The sequence below is a fragment of the Brevibacterium sp. genome (assembly GCF_031179145.1).
In the GTDB taxonomy this organism is placed as follows: domain Bacteria; phylum Actinomycetota; class Actinomycetes; order Actinomycetales; family Brevibacteriaceae; genus Brevibacterium.
This window is the reverse complement of the sequence record NZ_JAPSIB010000012.1, coordinates 92,623-111,474: the sequence shown is the minus strand read 5'-3', so window position 1 is coordinate 111,474 and position 18,852 is coordinate 92,623. Positions and strand designations below refer to the sequence as shown.

Genomic DNA, 18,852 nt, shown 5'->3' with positions numbered 1-18,852 from the left:
AAAAAAATCTGCCGTGAGGCAAATCACGGATCAGAGAGGGTGCCCTGAATGAGTCAGTCGTGGTTCTTCGCCACCCGGAACATGGTGACTCCGGAGTCGGCGCTGCCGCGCACGTGACCCGAGGGGCTGGCCGCCACCGCCTGGAGGAAATTGACGGTTTCGGCGGTGATCTCCTCACCGGGGAGGACGTTCGGGATGCCGGGAGGGTAGGCGGCCAGGGAGCTGACGCTGATGCGGCCGACCGCCTCGGCGGCGGGGACCAGTTCGGACTCCGAGAAGAAGGCATCGCGCGGAAGCATGACGAGGTCTCCCGCCTGCGGCAGCGCCGGGATCTCCGGCGCGGTCGATCCCTGCGTCGCAGCGGACTTGTCCCACGTCAGCGCTGCCGCCGCGGCAGACTCTCCCTGCTCGCGGCGGATCTGGTCGAGGGCGGTCAGGAGGCGGGTGATCTCAGGTGACTTGCCCAGGCCGATGAGGACGACGATCGTGGTGGCCGTTGCCATCTCCACGAAGATCCCGAAGTCCTGGGCCAGGCGCTTGCGCACGGCATGGCCGTCGAGCCCGGTGGCGGTGATGTCGATGGGCAGCCGGAATGGATCGATGTCGATGACGTCACTGAAGTTCATGAAGTCGCCGGAGAGCAGGTGATAGTGCTCGCTGCCTTCGATCTGGGCCCGCAGGTGGCGGATGTTGTCGAGGGAGTCCGCGATCTCGTCATGCGAATCGACGAGCTCTCGGCGGGCGATGTCGATCGAGGCCATGAGGTGAGCGTTCTCGCTGGTCGAGGCCGTCATCATGAAGGCGCGCTCGAGGGCCGGCTCGATGCGATCGGCGAACTCGGTGTCGCCGAGGTGCAGGAGAGCGGACTGGGTGAAGGACCCGGCCAGCTTGTGGGTGCTCATGATGACGACGTCGGCTCCCTCGGTGACGGGAGAGGCCGGCAGGTCGGGGTGGAAACCGAAGTGGGCGCCCCAGGCGGCGTCGACGATGAGGAATGCGCCGGCTTCGTGCGCCACGTCGGCGAGGGCTCTGACGTCGGCCACCGCGCCGAAGTAGCTCGGGGTCACCAGATAGACCGCGGTGACCTCTTCGGGATGGGCGGCGATCGCGCTTCGCAGGGAATCCGGAGTGACGCCGTGGGCGATGCCGTTGATCTCGTCGACGCTGGGGGAGACGAATCCGGGATGGAGGCCGGCGAGCACGATGCCGTCGATGAAGCTCGAATGGGCGCTGCGCTGGGTCACGACCCCGGTGCCCAGGGTGCCGACGGCCAGGGCGGCCATCCGGTTCCCCTGGGACGAGCCGTTGGTGAGGAACCAGGTGCGCCGGGCGCCCCAGGCCTCGGCGGCCAGCTGCAGTGCCTCGTCCTTCGGGGTGTCGACCCCCAGGTCGATGCCGTCGAAGAGCGGGGGGATGTCCAGGGCGAGCATGTCGTCGCCGAAGTAGTCGGCGAGGCCGGCAGAGACACCGCTGTCGGTGCCCGCATGACCAGGGGTGCAGAGGAACTGCGAATCGCGCGCCGCGGCAGCGCGCAACGCGTCCGCGTAGGGGGCGCGTGAGGCCCCCACCGGGCGGGAGGTGTGGGATTCCGAGGGGTCGGACGGGGAAGGCATGGGAAAGTCCTGGTGCACAGTCATGCCTTCAGACTAGAGAAGACGCCCTTGCCGCAGAACAGCAAGTTTCCTACAGTGATGAATACTCACTATTCAGCTGCTGCACGGAGGATCATGGAAGCTCTCGATACTCGCGGCCTGTTGGCATTGACCGCGATCGCCGAGTCCGGCTCCGTCTCCGCCGCCGCGGCCGCTCTCGGGTGGAGCCAGCCCACCGTCAACCATCACCTGCGCAACCTCGAGCGCCACCTCGGCGGCACCTTGATCGAGAAGAGTCCGCGCGGGTCACAGCCCACGGCTGTCGGGAACCTCGTCGTGTCCCGGGCGGTCGAGATCCTCGGTCTGTGCGAGCGCCTCGGCGATGAGGTCGCGCTGTGGAGAGAGGCGCAGGCGGTGCCGGTGAGAATCGGCGCCGTGCCCACTGTCGGTGCACGCGTGATCCCGAAGCTCCACCATCAGCTGCAGAGGAGGCCCCGCTGGAAGGTTCCCGACGAGCCCGATGAGACAGGCAGATCCGGCGTCGTCGCCGCACTCGATGTGACGATGGACGAGCACGCGAAGCTGGTGGCGAGGTTGGAGTCCGGGGAGCTCGACCTCGCGCTGCTCGTATCGACCGACGTCGACCGCGCGTGGATCCCGGCCACCCTGACGGCCCGGCACCTCTACTCCGAGCAGCTCTTCCTCTGCGTGCCGAGGTCCGTGGGGCCGGTCCCGATCGACGAGCACGGGCTGCCGGACTTCACCGCCGTCCACGCCCAGACCTGGGCGTTCAGCATCGATCCCGGGGACGCCATCGACGAGGTGGTCCGGTCCTTCTGCCTGGCCGCCGGCTTCGAGCCCCGCGTCGGCATGCGGATGGACGACTACGCGGCGATCATCCGGATGATCGCCGCCGGCCTGGCGGTCGCGATGATCCCCGAGTCCTCCCTGCCCGACGACTCCGCGATCGACGTCATTCCCATGCCCCTGAGCGCCTGCCGCCGCGACGTGCTCCTCGTGTCCCGGCGGCAGACGCCCGGCGCGCGGGCTCAGGCGAGGAGGCGTGACCCGATCGTCGCCGCCCACGATGCCGCCATCGCCGAGGTGATCGCCGACGTCGGCGCCGTCACCGCGCAGTGGCGCTGACGCGGTGGCGCGGGACTCGTGGTCACGTTGATTTGGTGGTCACAGAACCGAGCCGGAAGCGGCTCATTGCGGGGTTCTCCCTCAGGTCTGTGACCACCAAATCCGCCCTGGGGCGTTCACGCGCGAGTCAGCCCGCGGCGGCCGTCAGCGAGCAGGCGCTCTTCGCCTGCTGCTGGTACCCGGAGAGGAACTCGCCGAGGCGGTCGATCGCCTCGCTGAGCACCTCGGTCGAGGGGAGGGTGACGAGCCGGAAGTGGTCCGGGCGCGACCAGTTGAAGGCGGTGCCGTGGGAGATGAGGATCTTCTGCTCGCGCAGCAGGTCGAGGGCGAACTGCTCGTCGTCGACGATCCCGAACTTCTCGACGTCGAGCTTCGCGAACAGGTAGAGAGCGCCGTCGGCACGGTTGGCCGAGACGCCGTCGATGGCGTTGAGGCCTGCATGCGCGAGCTCCATCTGCGCACCCAGCCGACCCTGCGGCAGGACCAGGTCCTCGATCGACTGCTTCCCGCCGAGGGCCGCCTGGATGGCGTACTGAGCGGGCACGTTCGCGCACATGCGCATGTTCGCCAGCAGGGTGATGCCCTCGAGGTAGCTGCGGGCCGCAGTCAGGGGCCCGGTGATCGCGAGCCAGCCCGAGCGGTAGCCCGCGATCCGGTAGGCCTTGGACAGTCCCGAGAATGTCAGGCACAGGACGTCGTCGCCGGTGAGGGTGGCCATGTTGACCATCTCGACGCCGTTGTAGGTGATCTTCTCGTAGATCTCGTCGGCGAAGACCATCAGCCCGTGACGAGCGGCGATGTCGGCGATCGCCTGGAGCGTCTCCTTCGGGTAGACCGCGCCGGTCGGGTTGTTCGGGTTGATGACGACGATGCCGCGGGTGCGGTCGGTGATCCGCGCCTCCAGATCCTCGAGGTCCGGCAGCCAGCCGTTCTCGTCGTCGCACCGGTAATGGACGGGAGTCCCGCCGGACAGCGCCACCGAGGCGGTCCACAGCGGGTAGTCGGGAGTCGGGACGAGGATCTCGTCGCCCGGGTTGCACAGGGCCTGCAGGGACAGGGTGATGAGCTCGCTGACCCCGTTGCCGAGGAACACCTCCTGGGGATCGAGATTCGTGATCCCCCGGGTCTCGTAGTACTGGACGACGGCGCGGCGACCGGAGAGGATGCCGCGCGAATCCGAGTAGCCCCGCGCTTCGGGCAGCTGCTTGACCATGTCGACGACGATGGCCTCCGGGGCTTCGAAGCCGAAGGGTGCGGGGTTGCCGATGTTGAGCTTGAGGATGGAGTGGCCCGCCGCCTCCATGGCCTCCGCCTCTTCGAGGACGGGTCCCCGAATGTCGTAGAGAACGTTGGCCAATTTGGAGGACTGCCTGAACATGGGAATCGTGGGACCTTTCGTGACGGTGCTTCCGATCTCTACGCTATGTTCTGCTCCGAGCCGGTCCCAAGCTGTGAGAGGCACGTTTCGGAGACCTTTGTCCCCCGGGCGACGCGGATTTGCCGCATTGCATCGATGACTGTCAATATAGAAGCATGTCGAATCAGTCTTCCGTGTCACAACTGACCTCTGCCTCCGCACCTGCCGGCCCGAAGCGGCTGTCCACCCTCGACAAGTGGCTGCCCGCCTGGATCGGGCTGGCGATGGTCGCCGGACTGCTCGTGGGGCGGTTCGTTCCAGCAGTGTCCGAGCTGCTGGGCCGGATGGAGGTCGGCGGCATCTCGGTGCCCATCGGCCTGGGTCTGCTGGTGATGATGTACCCCGTGCTCGCGAAGGTTCGCTACGACAAGGTCGCCGCGGTCACCGGTGACAAGAAGCTCCTCATCTCCTCGCTGGTCCTCAACTGGCTGGCCGGTCCCGCGGTCATGTTCGCCCTCGCCTGGCTGTTCCTGCCCGACCTCCCGGAATTCCGCACCGGACTCATCATCGTCGGTCTGGCCCGCTGCATCGCCATGGTCGTGATCTGGAACGACCTCGCCTGCGGTGACCGCGAAGCGACCGCGGTGCTGGTGGCGATCAACTCCGTGTTCCAAGTGGTGATGTTCTCCGTGCTGGGCTGGTTCTACCTCACCGTGCTGCCCGGTTGGCTCGGCCTCGACACTCAGGGCCTGGAGGTGTCTGTGTGGCAGATCGCACTCAACGTCCTCGTGTTCCTCGGCGTGCCGCTGATCGCCGGGTTCGCCTCCCGCTGGATCGGTGAGAAGCGCCAGGGCCGGGAGTGGTACGAGGAGAAGTTCCTGCCCGTGATCGGCCCCTGGGCGCTCTACGGGCTGCTGTTCACGATCGTCCTGCTCTTCGCCCTCCAGGGCGACGCGATCATCGCCAATCCGCTCGACGTCGCGCGGATCGCACTGCCCCTGCTCGTCTACTTCGGACTCATGTGGTTCGCCGGCCTCCTGCTCGGGCGCGGAATCGGACTCGGCTATGCCCGCTCGACGACGCTGGCCTTCACCGCAGCCGGCAACAACTTCGAACTCGCGATCGCCGTCGCGATCGGCACCTTCGGAGCCACCAGCGGCCAGGCCCTGGCCGGGGTCGTCGGCCCGCTCATCGAGGTGCCGGTGCTCGTCGGCCTCGTCTACGTCTCCCTGTGGGCCGCGCGCCGCTGGTTCCACACCGATCCCTTCAGGAGCGAAACGGCTCCCTTCACGAGCGAAACGGCGACACGATGAAGGAAACCGCTGCCGACTCGGTCGCTGCTGAGTGCCTGCCGACTCCCTCCTCGGCGATCGACTCCGAGGCTGCGGTCGCGCTCGCCGGAGTCCTCAAGGCGCTCGCGGATCCCCTTCGCCTGCGGATGCTCTCCGCGATCGCCGCGAACCCGCGCGGTGAGGCGTGTGTGTGCGATCTGTCGGCGCTCGCCGATGTCTCTCAGCCGACCGTCTCGCACCATCTCAAGAAGCTCAGGGAAGCAGGTCTGCTCGATGCGGACCGGCGTGGAACCTGGGTGTGGTACCGAATTCCCGAGTCACGGCGCAGCGCCGTGTCCGAGCTGCTAGCATCACGATTTCAGGAGCCGAGCAATGGCTGACACCATGACCCCCACCGTCCTCTTCGTCTGCATCCACAATGCTGGCCGGTCCCAAATGGCCGCAGGCTTCCTGCGCCACTTGGCCGGTGACGCCATCGAGGTGCGCTCGGCCGGGTCCATGCCTGCGGAGCAGATCAACCCCGTTGCCGTCGAGGCGATGCGAGAGGTGGGCGTCGACATCACCGATGAGCAGCCGAAGGTTCTCACCACCGATGCCGTGCAGGCCTCCGACGTGGTCATCACGATGGGGTGCGGCGATGCCTGCCCGATCTTCCCGGGCAAGCGCTACGAGGATTGGCAGCTCGACGACCCGGCGGGTCAGGGTCTCGACGCCGTTCGTCCCATCCGCGATGACATCAGGGTCCGCATCGAGGGACTCATCGAGGAGCTGCTCGGTTCACGGTGAGCCGAGGGCCGCGAATCACAGTCCGAGGACTTTGAAGATGAACAGAGCGACCGCGCCGAGGAGCGCCACCGAGTTGAAGAGGATGTGCGTGCCCAGGACGAACCAGAGATTCCTCGTCCAGAGGTAGAGGACATTCATCAGCAGCCCGATGACCATATAGGGGATGGTGGCCGGAAGGCTTCCCCCGAACGCCCAGATGTGCATCGCGCCGAACAGGAACGAATTCACAAGGACAAGGATGACCTGCAGGAACAGGCCACGATTCCACACCGGAATCTTGGCCAGCAGGGTGTGGCGGAAGACCGTGTCCTCGACGAACGCGACGAAGACCGGACTGGTCGTGGCCAGAAAGCCGACGACGAGAGTGAGCCATGAAGTCGCGTCCTGCAGCTCGATCGTGGCGGTCACAGGTGTGAGCGGCCCCGCCGTGAACAGCTCTCCGAACGGCAGTCTGACGAGGAACAGGACGAGATGCAGTCCGATGAAACAGCCGAGGACGATCAGCAGGTTCTTCCCGAGGTGGCTGCGGAAGGCCGCCCAATGCCGGTGCAGCAGCGGGCGATAGACGAGGAACAAGACGACGCTGAGCGCGGCAGGCACCGCAAAGCTCACAATCGTCATGATGAGCTCACTGGTGTCGACGAAGAAGTTGAAGGCCAGGAAGAGCAGGAACCCGAGCAGCACACCCAGCGCCGCGCAGTCCCGCCGATTCAGCGGCTGCTCGTCGCGGAAGTCTTCGGCGCGAGCCGTCGACAGCGCTGATGTTCGTGCGGCTGACGATCGTGAAGTCATGCTCGGTCACCTCGGAGCATCGCGTAGATGAGTGTCGCCAGGGGAAGTGTCAGGGGATGCATGCCATTACCCTAAACCACCCCCGGTCAGGGCCTGCTTCCACGACAGCTTCGGCCCCGACCGCAGGATGGAGCGTTCGAAGATCCGGGTGGCGAGCAGCAGGGCGCCCAGAGTGGTGACGGCGAGGATGAGCAGGGACACCAGCGGCTCCCACCATTCGATCGTGCCGAGGAAGACTCGCATCGGGACCGCGACCGCGGCCGAGAACGGAATGTAGGACATCACCGCCATCACCGATTCGTTGTCGGAGAACATGATGACCGCCATGTAGGGCAGGAAGATCGTCATCATGATCGGCGTGGCCGTCGATCCCAGATCCTCGGTGCGCGAGACCATCGACGCGGCAGCCGCGTAGAGTGCCGCGACCATGACGAAGCCGATGACGAAGAGCGGGACGAACCAGGCGATCGGCTCAGCGATCTTCCCGAGTACGAGGTCGTTTCCGCTGATCGCGGCCCCGACGAGGACGGCGACGGCGGTGAGAGCGATCTGGCCGAAGGCGAGGACCGTGCAGGCGATGACCTTGCCGAACATCAGGGCGCGCGCGGAGGTGGACGCGAGCAGGATCTCGACGATCCGGGACTGCTTCTCCTCCACCACGGACGAGGCGATCGTCGAGCCGAAGGTCACCGCCGACATGAAGAACACCAGCCCCAGGCCCAGGCCCATCAGCGAGGTCAGGCCCGGGTCGGGCGCATCGGGATCGAGGATCTCGACGGTCGGCACCTGGCTGAGTGCGCTGACGATCGAATCCGGTGCCGAGCGCTGGGCGATGACTCTCAGGCCGACGGGCGACTCGGAGTCATCGACGACCGCTGCCGCGACCTTGTCGCTTCTCACCAGCTCTTTCGCCTCGGCGACGCTGCCGACGTCGACGGGTTCGACATCGTCGATGCCCTCGACCGCTTGTGTGCCCGCCGAGGTGACCGCCACCTTGTCCGTCGAGGAGAACAGGGAGGGAAGCGTCCCGGAGAAGGCGACGAGGGCGCCGAAGAGGACGATGCTCAGGATCGTCGAGATCATGAAGGCCTTCGATCTCAGGCGCACCATGATCTCCCGTTCGATGACAAGACCCATTGCCGCCATGAGGCCGGCGCGGGCTACGGTCATCGTGGGGTTCGGCTGCGTGGCCGGGGTCTGTTTCGTCTGCGCGGTCATGACTGCGTGACCTCCTGGAAGAGACGGTTGAGGGGGAGGTGATGGGGAGCGAAGGAGGAGACGGATCCGCGGGTCAGAGCCTCACGCAGCACCGCCTCGGCGGCGTCGGAGCCCGCGGCGGCGAAGCGCACCCAGCTGCCGTCGAGCTCGATGACGTCGACGTCGGGGACGGTCCGCACCCAGGCCATATCGGCATGGCCCTCCACGGTCCACTCCGGTCGGCTCCGCAGGCGGCGGAGTTCGTCGGTGGTGCCGGTGGCGACGAGCCGACCGCGGTTGATGATGACGAGGTCGTCGACGAGGCGTTCGACCAGGTCGAGCTGATGACTGGAGAAGAGAACCGGGGCACCGGTCGCGGCAACCCCCTTGAGAACGTCGAGGGTGCGTTCGACCGCAGCGGGGTCGAGGCCGGAGAACGGCTCGTCGAGGACGAGGGCCTGCGGCTCATGGATGAGGGCCGCCGCGATCTGGACCTTCTGCTGGTTGCCGAGGCTGACTGATTCCAGGGTGTCGGTCGGTTCGCCGTTCAAGTCGAGCCGCTCGAGCAGCTCGAGTCCGCGCCTGCGCGCCGTGGTGCGGCTGAGCCCGTGGAAGCGGGCGAGGTAGATGAGCTGATCGATGATCGGCATCTTGGGGTAGAGGCCGCGTTCCTCGGGCATGTAGCCGATCGCGCTGCGGTGCGCGGGCGTGATGTCGTGGCCGTCGACGGTGATGCGCCCCGAGTCCGCGGCGAGGACGCCGAGGATGATCCGCATCGTCGTCGTCTTGCCCGAGCCGTTGGAGCCGACGAACCCTGTCATCCGGCCCGCGCCGATCGTGAAGCTGAGGTCGTGCAGGACCGTCGTTGAGCCGAAGCTGCGTGTGATGCTGTCCAGGGTGATCATGCATCCACGCTATGCGCGGGCCGATGGGAACGCCTCAGCCGCACGGCCTATTTCGACCTCAGCAGTGCGGACGAGTCAGCGCCTCGCGCGCGTCTTCGACGGGCTCGAGTCGGCGTCCTGCGCCTGAGGCCTGACGATTCCATTCTCGTACGCCCAGATCACGGCATGGGTGCGGTCGCGAATCTCGAGCTTGGTGAGCAGGTTCGACACATGAGTCTTCACGGTCGCCTCGCCCAGGAAGAGCTCCGTCGCGATCTCCGAGTTGCTCAGACCCGAGGCCACGAGGTGGAGGACCTCGACCTCACGGTCGGTGAGCAGGTCGAACTTCGGATCCGGCGGCGCCGCGGCCTCGGGCGTCCGAACGGATCGTTCGATCACCCTCTTCGTCACCTCGGGGGACAGCAGACCGTCTCCGTTGGCCAGGGCCGTGACCGCGGCGATGAGCTGTTCCGCCTCGGCGGTCTTGAGGAGAAAGCCGCCGGCTCCGGCGGACAGGGCGCGGAACAGGAAGTCGTCGCGGTCGAAGGTCGTGAGCATGAGAACGGCCCCGGCGGCGCCGCGGCGCACGATCTCGGCCGTGGCGACGAGCCCATCCATGACGGGCATCTGGACATCCATGCAGATGACGTCGGGGGAGAGCGCGAGCGCCTGGTCGATCGCCTGCTGCCCGTTCTCGGCCTCGCCGACGACGGCGATGCCGTCCTCGCTTTCGAGAATTGTGCGGAAGCCGGTGCGGACCATGGACTGGTCGTCGACGAGGAGGACTCGGATCATGGTTGGTGTCCTTCGGTTCGATTCGTCGGGTTGGTGGTGGAGGGGGCGGCGGACGCGGATGCGGCGGGTGAAGGGCTGCCGGCGTTCACCTCGGCGCTCACGCGGGGGTAGGGGATGCTCGCACTGACCAGCCAGCCGCCGCGCGATTTCGGACCCGCGCGCAGAGTGCCGTCAAGCGCGGTGATGCGCTCACGCATTCCGATGATGCCCATGCCGGTTCCCTTCGACGGCTGCGCTCTCCCGGCTGAGCCGGAGTCGCTGATCTCGACCTCGACCGCCCGGTCTCCGTAGCGCAGCCGCACCTGGACCTCGGCGTGCGGGTCCGCGTACCGCTGGCTGTTGGTCAGCGATTCCTGCACGATGCGGAAGATCGAGGTTTCCGTGACCGGTGACAGACAGCGAGGTTCACCGATCGTGGTCAGCTCGACCGTCCGGCCGGTCGCTTGTGCGGCGGCGATGAGTTCGGGAAGGTCGCCGAGGCAGGGGACCCGGTGTGCGTCACCGCGCTGCCCCATCGCGGAGACGCTCGCGCTCGCCGAGTCACCCCTGGAAGCGGAGTCCTTGCCGCTCGGGGAGTCACCGCCGGACGCGGGGCCACTGGGATCGCCGGGCGTGGTCGGATCTTCGCTCGGCTCCGCGTCGCCGGTGCCCGGCTCGCGCAGGGTGTAGACGAGGGTGCGGAGCTCGTCGATGGTCTGCCGGGTCGAGTTCTCGATGATCTTGAGGGACTCGCCGGCCTTCGCAGGGTTCTTCTCCAGGCTCCTCCGGGCGGCGGCCGCGTGGATCCCGACTCCGGCGATGTGGTGGGCGACGCCGTCGTGGAGCTCACGGGCGATGCGGACCCGCTCGAGGTCGAGGGCCTGTTGAGCGAGCTGGCGCTCCTGCGCGTGAACTTCCTCGTTGGCCCGTCTCAGGTCGTTGACGAGCCGCCGCTGATTCCACGCCCGGTCACCGAAGATCCACGCGCCGCCGAAGAACGCGATGTTGATGAGGAACGCGACGCCGACGCTGGCGGCGTACTGCAGGACGGTCATCGTGTCCGTGTCGTTGAACTGGATGACCATTCCGATGATGAACAGGACGAACATCGCGATGTAGAGGAAGACGCGGGAGACGAAGGCGGCTCGACGGTCGATCTGCCAGGCGCCGATCGAGTAGATGCCCATGAACACGATGATCTGGGAGACGCCGGGCTCCATCGCGCTGAAGATCATCGCGATGCCGTAGATGATCGACTGGATCCAGGCCACCAGGCTCGGGAAGCGGCGGCGGCAGAGCAGCGGCAGTGAGATGAGGACGGAGGTGAGGCACGTGACCCACAGGGGAGCTTCGAACGGCCAGTTGCCGGCAGTGAAGTAGAGGACGGCGAAGACCACCGAGGACAGGGCGAGGCCGAACGTCAGGTACCAGTCGCTGCGGTGGACGCGGCGCTCGTCTTCGGTGGGGATGGCCGGGTCCTGAGCCTGTTCCAGGAGGGAGCTCGAGGCTGCCGTGTTCTCTGCCATCCCATCAGCTTAGACAGTGGCGGCGGCCGACCACATCCACCTGCAGGGGGAAAGGCACCGTCGGTCGCTGTGGCCGGTAGTATGTCCTGGGCCCTGCGGACGGACCGCGCCCTGCCGGCGGAGTTCGCCGAGCATGAACGCGATGCGAAGATAAGAGGTGGTTGTGAGCGCAGGCGATGTCTTCACGGATCTGGGTTTCATCAGTCTTCTGCTGCTGATCGGAACGCTGCTGCGGGCGAAGGTCCGCGCCCTCCAGGCACTGTTCCTCCCCGCGAGTCTCATCGCCGGGATCCTCGGCCTGGTGTTCGGGCCCAACGGTCTGGGGTGGATCCCCTTCTCGGAGAGCCTGAGCGGGTACTCGGGCATCCTCATCGCCATTGTCTTCGCCGCATTGCCATTCACCTCGCAGCTCGACGGCTTCGCGAAGGCCGCCAAGCACGTCGCCACGACATGGGCGCTGTCCCAATCGATCGTGCTCCTGCAATGGGGTCTCGGACTCCTCTTCTCCCTGTCCGTCATCGCTCTGATCTTCGTCAACCTCGACATCCCCGACGGATTCGGGCTGATGCTGGCCGCCGGGTTCATGGGAGGACACGGCACCGCGGCGGCCTTGGCCGAGGTCTTCGGCGACCAATGGCCGGCCGCGCAGTCCCTGGGCATGACGGCGGCCACGCTCGGGATCGTCGTCTCCGTGATCGGAGGCATCCTGCTGATCAAACTCGAATCGCAGCGCGGCGGGACCGCATACCTGCGCAGCTTCGCCGACCTGCCCACCCCGATGCGGACCGGGATCGTCCCCGAAGAGCGGCGTGAGTCGGTGGGAGACGCTCCCGTGTCGTCGATGTCGATCGACCCGCTCATCTACCACGCCGGACTCGTCATCGGGATCGGCGGCGTCTCCGCCTTGGTCGCGACGAGGCTGGGAGAGTGGCTGGGCGGGCTGAGCATTCCCACGTTCTCTGTGTCATTCCTCATCGGCTTCGCAGTCCTCTTCCTGCTCAGAGCCCTGCGGGTGTGGCAGAACTTCGACCCGAGGCTCATCGAACGGACGTCCGGATCGGCGACCGACCTCCTCGTCGCCTTCGGCATCGCAGCGATCGACCCCGCCGTCGTCGTCGACTACGCTGCTCCGCTGGCTCTGCTGCTTGCCTTCGGGGCACTGGTCGTCCTTGCCTTCTACTTCTTCGTCGCCAAGCGCGGATTCTCCGATCACCCCGTCGAGCAGTCGCTCTTCCTCTGGGGCTGGAACACGGGAACCGTGGCCATGGGCATCGCCCTGCTGCGGATCGTTGACCCGAACATGAAGTCGAAGACGCTCGACTACTACGGGATCGCCTACGTCCCGATCGGCTTCGTCGACATCGCCACCATCGCCCTGCTGCCCGTGCTGGTCATGAGCGGCGCCGCTTGGCCGACCGCGCTGGTGCTCGTCGGAGTCGGTCTGGCCCTGCTGCTGGGGCGGTTCGTGCTCACTCCTCGTCGCGCGCGGTCAGTTTCCCCGAGGCGGCGCGGCTCATCCAACCGAACAACGTCGCACGCTCCGCAGGGATGAGGGAGTGCGATTCGGTCGGTTCCCGGCGGCTCAATCCTGTGCCGTCTTGGGGCACCGGTCGATGCCGGTGACGGCGTCGACCGCCCGGATCAGGCCCAGATGGCTGAAGGCCTGTGGGAAGTTGCCGGCCAATCGACCACCTGCCTCGTCGTACTCCTCGGAGAGAAGACCGAGGTCGGTGGCGTAGCCGGCGGTCCGATCGAGGAGCGCCTCGGCCTCCGCCTGACGGCCGGAGAGAGCGTACTGCTCGATCAGCCAGAACGTGCACATGAGGAAGGAGTACTCATGTCCGGGGAGACCGTCGAGGCCTGATTCGGTCCGATACCGGCGGACCATTCCGGCGCTGTCGACCAGGTCCTGTTCGATCGTGGCCACGGTTCCGAGCATCGCTGGATCGTCGGGCCTGACGAGTCCGGTGAAGGGCAGCTGCAGGAGTGAGGCGTCGGCCTCCTGATTGGAGTAGGTCTGTGTGAAGGAGTTGAGATCGGGGTCGAAGCCGTGGTCGAAGATCTCATCGCGCAGACGGGTGCGCAGCTCCCGCCATTTCCGCACCGGTCCCGGCAGCCCGTGCTCCTCGACCGCGCGCACACCTTGATCGAATGCGGCGAACATCATCGCCCGGCCATGGGTGAAGAAGTCGGCTTTGCCGCGCATCTCCCAGATCCCATGGCCCTTCCGGTTGAAGTTGTGCTCGAGGAAGGTCAGCAGGTTCTTCTGCAGAGCCCACGAGTACTCGTCCTCCTTCTTGCCGGCGTCGCGCAGCGCCGCGAGTGCGATCATCACCTCACCGACCACGTCGGCCTGATACTGGCGATGTGCGCCGTTTCCGATGCGCACCGGCCGGGAACCGGCATAGCCGCCGAGGTGGTCCAGCTCGTGTTCGGGAAGCTGGCGTTCACCGGCGACGCCGTACATGATCTGCACATCGTCGGGGTCGCCCGCCACTGCGCGCAGCAGCCAGTTGCGCCAGTGCAGAGCCCCGTCCGTGAACCCATGTGAGATCAAGGTGTCGATCGTCAGCGAAGCGTCACGCAGCCAGGTGAACCGGTAGTCCCAGTTCCGCTCGCCGCCGAACTCCTCCGGCAGCGAGGTGGTGGGCGCGGCGACGATTCCCCCGGTCGCACTGTTGGTCAGGGCCCGCAGCACCAGCAGTGACCGCAGGACGAGACCGTCGTGCTTGTGCCGGACCTCGACCTTCTCCGACCAGTTCTGCCAGTACCCGATGGTCTGGTCGAGGGCCCGGCGAGGCTCGGCGGGTTCCGGGAGCTGGTGGTAGGACGGATGCCAGGTCAGCACCCAGTCGAGGGACTCGCCGGCGCCGAGTTCGAACGCTCCGATCAGACGATCGGGGACGGCTCCTTGGAAGGAGTCGGGGCGGCCCTGCTCGTCCTGGTCGGTGCGAACGTGCGGGTTGTCGGACGGCCCGCCGTCGACGGCCGCGTCGTCGAGGTCGGAGCTGCCGTCATCGTCGGGATAGGCGTCGCTTGCGCAGTCGGCGTCCGAGGGGTCGGCGCAGTTGTGGCGTTCCTGCCAGGCTCTGTCCGGGTGCAGTTCGGGACCGGTGAGGAGCAGGGCGTTGGGTCCGGAGACCGACAGCAGGCCCGATCTCCCGGAGTCGTCGAGGCGGACCTTGCGAGTCCAGGGTTTGGCCCGGTTGTAGTCGAAGCGAATCCGCAGATCGTGCTCGACCGAGACCGTGCCCTCGAGGCACTTGACGCTGCGGATGAGGTCCGAGTTCTCGCCGCTGAGGGGAAGGAAGTCGAGAACCTGGAGCCGACCGGTCGGTGTCTGCCACACCGTCTCGACGACGAACGTGCGATCGAGGTACCGGCGCGAGACGACTTCGCCGTCGACGGCGCGCAGCAGCCAGCGTCCGTCGTCTTCAGTGCCGAGCAGGGCGGAGAACACGGCCGGGGAGTCGAACCTCGGCAGGCAGAGCCAGTCGACGCTTCCGTCCCGGGACAGCAGAGGCCCGGTCCGCAGATCCGAGAGGAGGGCATAGTCTTCGAGCGGAGTGCTTTCGGTGCATCGGTCTCCCATCCGTCGAATCTAACAGATGTGGTGACACTGGCGAAGGGAGGGACCCCGCGTCCGATTCCGTGGGCGCGCGGCCGGTTCACCGAGGCACCGGCGGGTGGCCCGGTCCCCTCGAAATCGAAATTCTTCCCTTGTAGGGTGTGCCCATGACAGCCATATCGAACCTCGTCATCCTCGGCGCGACCGGGGATCTGACCTCACGACTGCTGCTGCCCGGCCTCGGAACCCTGCTGACGGATCGTCCCGACACACGGGTGAGTGTCATCGGCTCGTCACAGAGAGCGAACGACTCCTGGCCGCAGACCGTCGCCGAGGCGTTCGCCTCCGTCGATGCCGCCGGCCCCGCGGTCGACCACGTCACGAACACGACGAAGTACGTGCAGTGCGACGTGACGAAGAAGGCCGACATGGAGAAGCTGCTCGGCTCACTCGAGGGACAGACCTGCCTGTACTTCGCGCTCCCGCCGTCGGTGACCATCAAGTCCCTGGACGTTCTGGCCGATCTCGAGCTTCCTCAGGGCCTGCTGCTGGCGCTGGAGAAGCCGATCGGCACCGACTTCGGGTCGGCGCGGGAGCTCAATCTGCTCGCCTCCCGCCTGCTCCCGGAAGACCAGATCTTCCGGGTCGATCACTTCCTCGGAATGCCGGCGGTCCTCAACTTCCTCGGCATGCGCTTCGCCAACCGCATCTTCGAACCGCTCCTCAACCGGGACCACGTCGAATCGATCGAGATCGTCTTCGACGAGACCCTCGGACTGGAGGGCCGAGCGGGGTTCTACGACCCCACCGGTGCCACTCGTGACATGATCCAGTCGCATCTCCTCCAGGTGATGGCGCTGATGATGATGGATCCTCCCGCGCGCTTCGACCATGTGGAGCTGCCCGCACTGACCACCCACATCCTTCGGGCGACCAAGATCTGGGGCGAGGATCCCGCTGCCTCCATCGTTCGCGGCCGCTACACGGCGGGGACAGTCGGCAGTGTGAGCCTGCCCGACTACATCGCCGAAGAGGGAGTCGATCCCACCAATGAGACAGAGACCTTCGTCCAGGTGAAGCTCGAGGTCGACACCTGGCGATGGAACGGGGTCCCGGTGACCCTGCGATCAGGAAAGGCGATCGGCAAGCCGCGGCAGGAGATCGCCGTGAAGTTCCGGCAGCCTCCGCACGAGTATCCGCAGTTCCCGCGGGATGGGGATGTGCCCGAGAACATCCTGCGGCTGAAGTTCGAAGAGGATCAGGTTCTGCTCGAGCTGAATATGGGCGGGCCGTTCGACTCGCGTGGAATGACGCGGGTGACTGCGCAGACGGACACAGCCGAACCGGAGCTGTCGGCGTACGGAAGCGTCCTGCGCGGAATCCTCGATGGAGACCCGACGTTGACCGTGCGCGGGGACGCCGCGGAAGAGGGGTGGCGGATCACCGAGGAGATCCTCGCGTCCTTCACCGACGGCTCCGTTCCCCTGCGCGACTATGTCGCCGGCAGCTCAGGGCCCGTGTGACGGTGTTTCCTCGGGAGCTGTGACCAGTCGGGCACGACCCGTCCCGGCACTTTCCGCGGTGCGGATTGCGTTCACGTAACATTCAGCCAATCGGGCGGAGCCCTGACGTAGCATGGGGCAATGACGACGAACCCCGGATACGCCGAGCCCCAGGTGCGCAACCGAGACTCGGACGAACCACGCAGCGCAAGCGCTCCCATCTACACCGCCGCCGTTGAGAATATCGGCGGAACCTCGGGGGAGGTGCGGGTCAGGGACGGGCAGAAGCTCGCCACGGCCCCGACGTCCCACACCGAGCGGGGCAACAACCCCGAGCAGTTCCTCGCGATGGCGTGGAGCACCTGCCTCGGCGAGACTCTCAAGGTGGTGCTGGCCGTCGCCGAGATCGACGCGCTGTCTCGAGTGAGGGTCGAAGTCGAGTTGCACAAGGAGAAGACGGGCGGGTACTACTTCGTTCCCCGCGCCTACATCTCCATCGACGGCCTCTCCACCGAGGAGATGGAGAAGTACGCGGGACGTGCCCATGCGCGCTGCCCGATCTCCAAGCTGCTCAAGGGCCAGGGCACACCGATCGTCGAGGTCGAGACGTACAAGAACCCCGACAACTTCGAACTCAGCTGACCGGATTCAGCCCTCACCGGATTCAGCCCTCACCGGGGCAGCCGGCGCTCACCTCACTGACCGCCTCAGCTGCCGGCCGCCTCGGCGGCGATCCGCCTCAGCAGCTCGGCCGCGGCCGTGGGCCGGACCAGCCAACCCCAGTGCGATGAGTCGAGTGTGTGGACCCGGTAGGGATTGTCGGGCATGAGCTCGTCGGCCTCGCGGATGAGGCGGTCCTGCATCGCCGGTGGCAGGCTGCGGTCCTCGCCGAGGCGGATGTAGGTCCGGGGGATCGTTCCCCATGTCGCCGGCTGGGTTCGGTCCGCCGCAGTTCCGGCATCGAGGTTCTCATCGGGCTGGAAGGTGCTGAGGAACGCCCGGAACTCGTCGGGGCTGCCATCGGCGAAGAAGAGGGTGCGGAAGCCCTCGAGCAGCTCCGGATCGCTGGAGCGGAAGTTGCAGCGCAGCAGCCCGAGTTCCCGCGGGTCGCCGACCAGTGCGGCGCCGATGGCGGCGGTGTCGACGTCCGCCATCTCGGGTTCGGAGTTGTAGGCAGCGGCGTCGAGGGTCACAGGGGCCCAGGCCGAGACATAGACCATATGATCGATGAGCTCCGGATGGGCGTTCGCCGTCGCCGTCAGCGTGATGCCGCCGCGACTGTGCGCCAGAGCGATGACCGGGCCGTTCTCCTTCGCCCGCGCCAGCACCTCGGCGAGGTGGGCGACGTTGTCGGCCAGGGTCACCCCGCGCAGCGAACCGGGGGTGGCGGCGAGGGCCGCGAGATCCTGCGGCGCCTGATAGCTGTCCGGAAACGTCGCCGCGAATCCGTGGCCGGGCAGATCGACGGCGGCGGAGCGGATTCCGCGCAGCGCCAGCTCGGCCTGCAGCGGCGCGAAGGTGAAGGAATTGGCGAAGGCCCCGTGGACCAGCACGATCGTCGGAGCGGTCTGACCGTTCATCGTTGAAGGAGTCATGGGCTCACCCTAGCCCGACCTGCTGACACTACAGTGGAGATCGCATCGCGCAGCCCGATACGTCGGAGGTGATGAACTGCGCTTCGTCAAGATTCAGGAGTTGTGGTGACGTTTCAGGAAACAGTCGTGCTGGTCCTCGACCTGACGGGCACCTTCGTCTTCGCGATCTCGGGAGTCCTCCTCGCCGCTCGACGCAACTTCGACATCACCGGGGGTCTGGTGCTCGGTCTGCTCGCGGGCATCGGCGGCGGCCTCATCCGCGATGTCTTCCTCGATCGGGTGCCCAACGCGCTCGCCCACCCGATCTACCTCGTCCCGCCGCTGGTCGCCACCCTCCTCGTCTACCTGGTCGGTCGCCATGCCACACGTGCCCGCATCTGGATCGTCACCTTCGACGCGATGGGGCTCGGGCTGTTCAGCCTCACGGGCACCGCCATCGCGCTCGACGTCGGAGCGAACTGGCCCGCCGCGCTGCTGATGGGCGCACTGACCGCATGCGGCGGAGGACTGCTGCGCGACGTCGTCGCCAATGAGGATCCGGCGATCTTCCGCGGCACCGACCTCTACCTGATCCCGGCCCTCCTCGGATCCGGGCTGACGATCCTCGCCGAGGTGACCGGATGGCTCAACATCGTCACCTCGGTGTTGATCGCGTCGCTTGCCTTCGGGTTCCGGATGCTCGCCTGGACGAAGCAGTGGCGGGTCCCGCAGCCGATGCGCCAGTGGTCGTTCCGCGGCAAGGACGGGAAGTCGCGGAAGCGGTCCTCGGCCTTCCGTCGCCCGGACTGAGCCGGTGCACTGACAGGGCCTGTTCAGTGACGAGGAGTAGTGTGCGACCATC

At 66.7% G+C, this 18,852-nt stretch carries 17 protein-coding genes; 8 read left to right on the top strand and 9 right to left on the bottom strand.

All coding sequences use genetic code 11. From position 1 onward, the window contains the following. Positions 1–53 precede the first annotated feature (53 nt). Positions 54–1,637, bottom strand: coding sequence for an amino acid decarboxylase (locus RIT73_RS10500; protein WP_309132021.1), 1,584 nt, complete (start codon positions 1,635–1,637; stop codon positions 54–56). A gap of 90 nt (positions 1,638–1,727) precedes the next feature. Between RIT73_RS10500 and RIT73_RS10495 the strand changes: the two genes are divergently transcribed. Beyond that, on the top strand, positions 1,728–2,738 hold the full coding sequence (locus RIT73_RS10495; protein ID WP_309132020.1) for a LysR family transcriptional regulator: 1,011 nt from the start codon (positions 1,728–1,730) through the stop codon (positions 2,736–2,738). Between the two features lie 127 nt (positions 2,739–2,865). Here the strand turns inward: RIT73_RS10495 and RIT73_RS10490 are convergent, their stop codons facing one another. Beyond that, positions 2,866–4,116 (bottom strand): pyridoxal phosphate-dependent aminotransferase, encoded by a 1,251-nt coding sequence (locus RIT73_RS10490; RefSeq protein WP_375294996.1) that lies wholly within the window; start codon positions 4,114–4,116, stop codon positions 2,866–2,868. Between the two features lie 155 nt (positions 4,117–4,271). Between RIT73_RS10490 and arsB the strand changes: the two genes are divergently transcribed. From arsB to RIT73_RS10475, 3 genes are read left to right on the top strand one after another with little or no spacing between them, the layout of a single operon-like run. Continuing rightward, positions 4,272–5,408 (top strand): ACR3 family arsenite efflux transporter, encoded by a 1,137-nt coding sequence (arsB, locus tag RIT73_RS10485; protein WP_309132019.1) that lies wholly within the window; start codon positions 4,272–4,274, stop codon positions 5,406–5,408. After that, positions 5,405–5,767, top strand: coding sequence for a metalloregulator ArsR/SmtB family transcription factor (locus tag RIT73_RS10480; protein WP_309132018.1), 363 nt, complete (start codon positions 5,405–5,407; stop codon positions 5,765–5,767). Before arsB ends, RIT73_RS10480 begins: the two co-directional genes overlap by 4 nt. Beyond that, on the top strand, positions 5,760–6,173 hold the full coding sequence (locus tag RIT73_RS10475; protein WP_309132017.1) for an arsenate reductase ArsC: 414 nt from the start codon (positions 5,760–5,762) through the stop codon (positions 6,171–6,173). The genes RIT73_RS10480 and RIT73_RS10475 overlap by 8 nt, the downstream gene beginning before the upstream one ends. Before the next feature lie 15 nt (positions 6,174–6,188). Here the strand turns inward: RIT73_RS10475 and RIT73_RS10470 are convergent, their stop codons facing one another. The 5 genes from RIT73_RS10470 to RIT73_RS10450 all read right to left on the bottom strand — a co-directional run bounded on the left by RIT73_RS10470 (position 6,189) and on the right by RIT73_RS10450 (position 11,346). Further along, positions 6,189–6,965: a type II CAAX endopeptidase family protein gene (locus tag RIT73_RS10470; protein WP_309132016.1), complete on the bottom strand. Its 777-nt coding sequence runs from the start codon at positions 6,963–6,965 to the stop codon at positions 6,189–6,191. Positions 6,966–7,031: 66 nt separating this feature from the next. Beyond that, positions 7,032–8,183, bottom strand: a complete 1,152-nt coding sequence (locus RIT73_RS10465) for an ABC transporter permease (protein WP_309132015.1) — start codon at positions 8,181–8,183, stop codon at positions 7,032–7,034. After that, positions 8,180–9,067 carry an ATP-binding cassette domain-containing protein gene (locus RIT73_RS10460; RefSeq protein ID WP_309132014.1) on the bottom strand — a complete coding sequence of 296 codons (888 nt, stop codon included), beginning with the start codon at positions 9,065–9,067 and terminating at the stop codon, positions 8,180–8,182. Before RIT73_RS10460 ends, RIT73_RS10465 begins: the two co-directional genes overlap by 4 nt. A gap of 75 nt (positions 9,068–9,142) precedes the next feature. Beyond that, positions 9,143–9,841, bottom strand: coding sequence for a response regulator transcription factor (locus RIT73_RS10455; protein WP_309132013.1), 699 nt, complete (start codon positions 9,839–9,841; stop codon positions 9,143–9,145). Further along, complete coding sequence (locus RIT73_RS10450) at positions 9,838–11,346, bottom strand: histidine kinase (protein ID WP_309132012.1); 1,509 nt, start codon at positions 11,344–11,346, stop codon at positions 9,838–9,840. The genes RIT73_RS10455 and RIT73_RS10450 overlap by 4 nt, the downstream gene beginning before the upstream one ends. Positions 11,347–11,509: 163 nt before the next feature. Between RIT73_RS10450 and RIT73_RS10445 the strand changes: the two genes are divergently transcribed. Next, the gene (locus RIT73_RS10445; protein WP_309132011.1) at positions 11,510–12,898 is read left to right on the top strand and encodes a sodium/glutamate symporter; all 1,389 of its coding nucleotides are present in this window, start codon (positions 11,510–11,512) and stop codon (positions 12,896–12,898) included. A gap of 30 nt (positions 12,899–12,928) precedes the next feature. Here the strand turns inward: RIT73_RS10445 and RIT73_RS10440 are convergent, their stop codons facing one another. Further along, entirely contained in the window at positions 12,929–14,938 is a 2,010-nt protein-coding gene (locus RIT73_RS10440) for a glycoside hydrolase family 15 protein (RefSeq protein ID WP_309132010.1), read from the bottom strand. Positions 14,939–15,081: 143 nt separating this feature from the next. On the opposite strand from RIT73_RS10440, the gene RIT73_RS10435 reads away from it, so the two are divergent. Both RIT73_RS10435 and RIT73_RS10430 read left to right on the top strand, forming a co-directional pair. Then, the gene (locus RIT73_RS10435) at positions 15,082–16,437 is read left to right on the top strand and encodes a glucose-6-phosphate dehydrogenase (protein WP_309132009.1); all 1,356 of its coding nucleotides are present in this window, start codon (positions 15,082–15,084) and stop codon (positions 16,435–16,437) included. Between the two features lie 120 nt (positions 16,438–16,557). Next, positions 16,558–17,058 carry an OsmC family protein gene (locus RIT73_RS10430; protein WP_309132008.1) on the top strand — a complete coding sequence of 167 codons (501 nt, stop codon included), beginning with the start codon at positions 16,558–16,560 and terminating at the stop codon, positions 17,056–17,058. A 65-nt stretch (positions 17,059–17,123) separates the two neighbouring features. Here the strand turns inward: RIT73_RS10430 and RIT73_RS10425 are convergent, their stop codons facing one another. After that, complete coding sequence (locus RIT73_RS10425; protein ID WP_309132007.1) at positions 17,124–18,011, bottom strand: alpha/beta hydrolase; 888 nt, start codon at positions 18,009–18,011, stop codon at positions 17,124–17,126. Between the two features lie 105 nt (positions 18,012–18,116). Here RIT73_RS10425 and RIT73_RS10420 point away from each other — a divergent pair, with 105 nt between their 5' ends. Continuing rightward, positions 18,117–18,800: a TRIC cation channel family protein gene (locus tag RIT73_RS10420; RefSeq protein WP_309132006.1), complete on the top strand. Its 684-nt coding sequence runs from the start codon at positions 18,117–18,119 to the stop codon at positions 18,798–18,800. Positions 18,801–18,852: the final 52 nt, after the last annotated feature.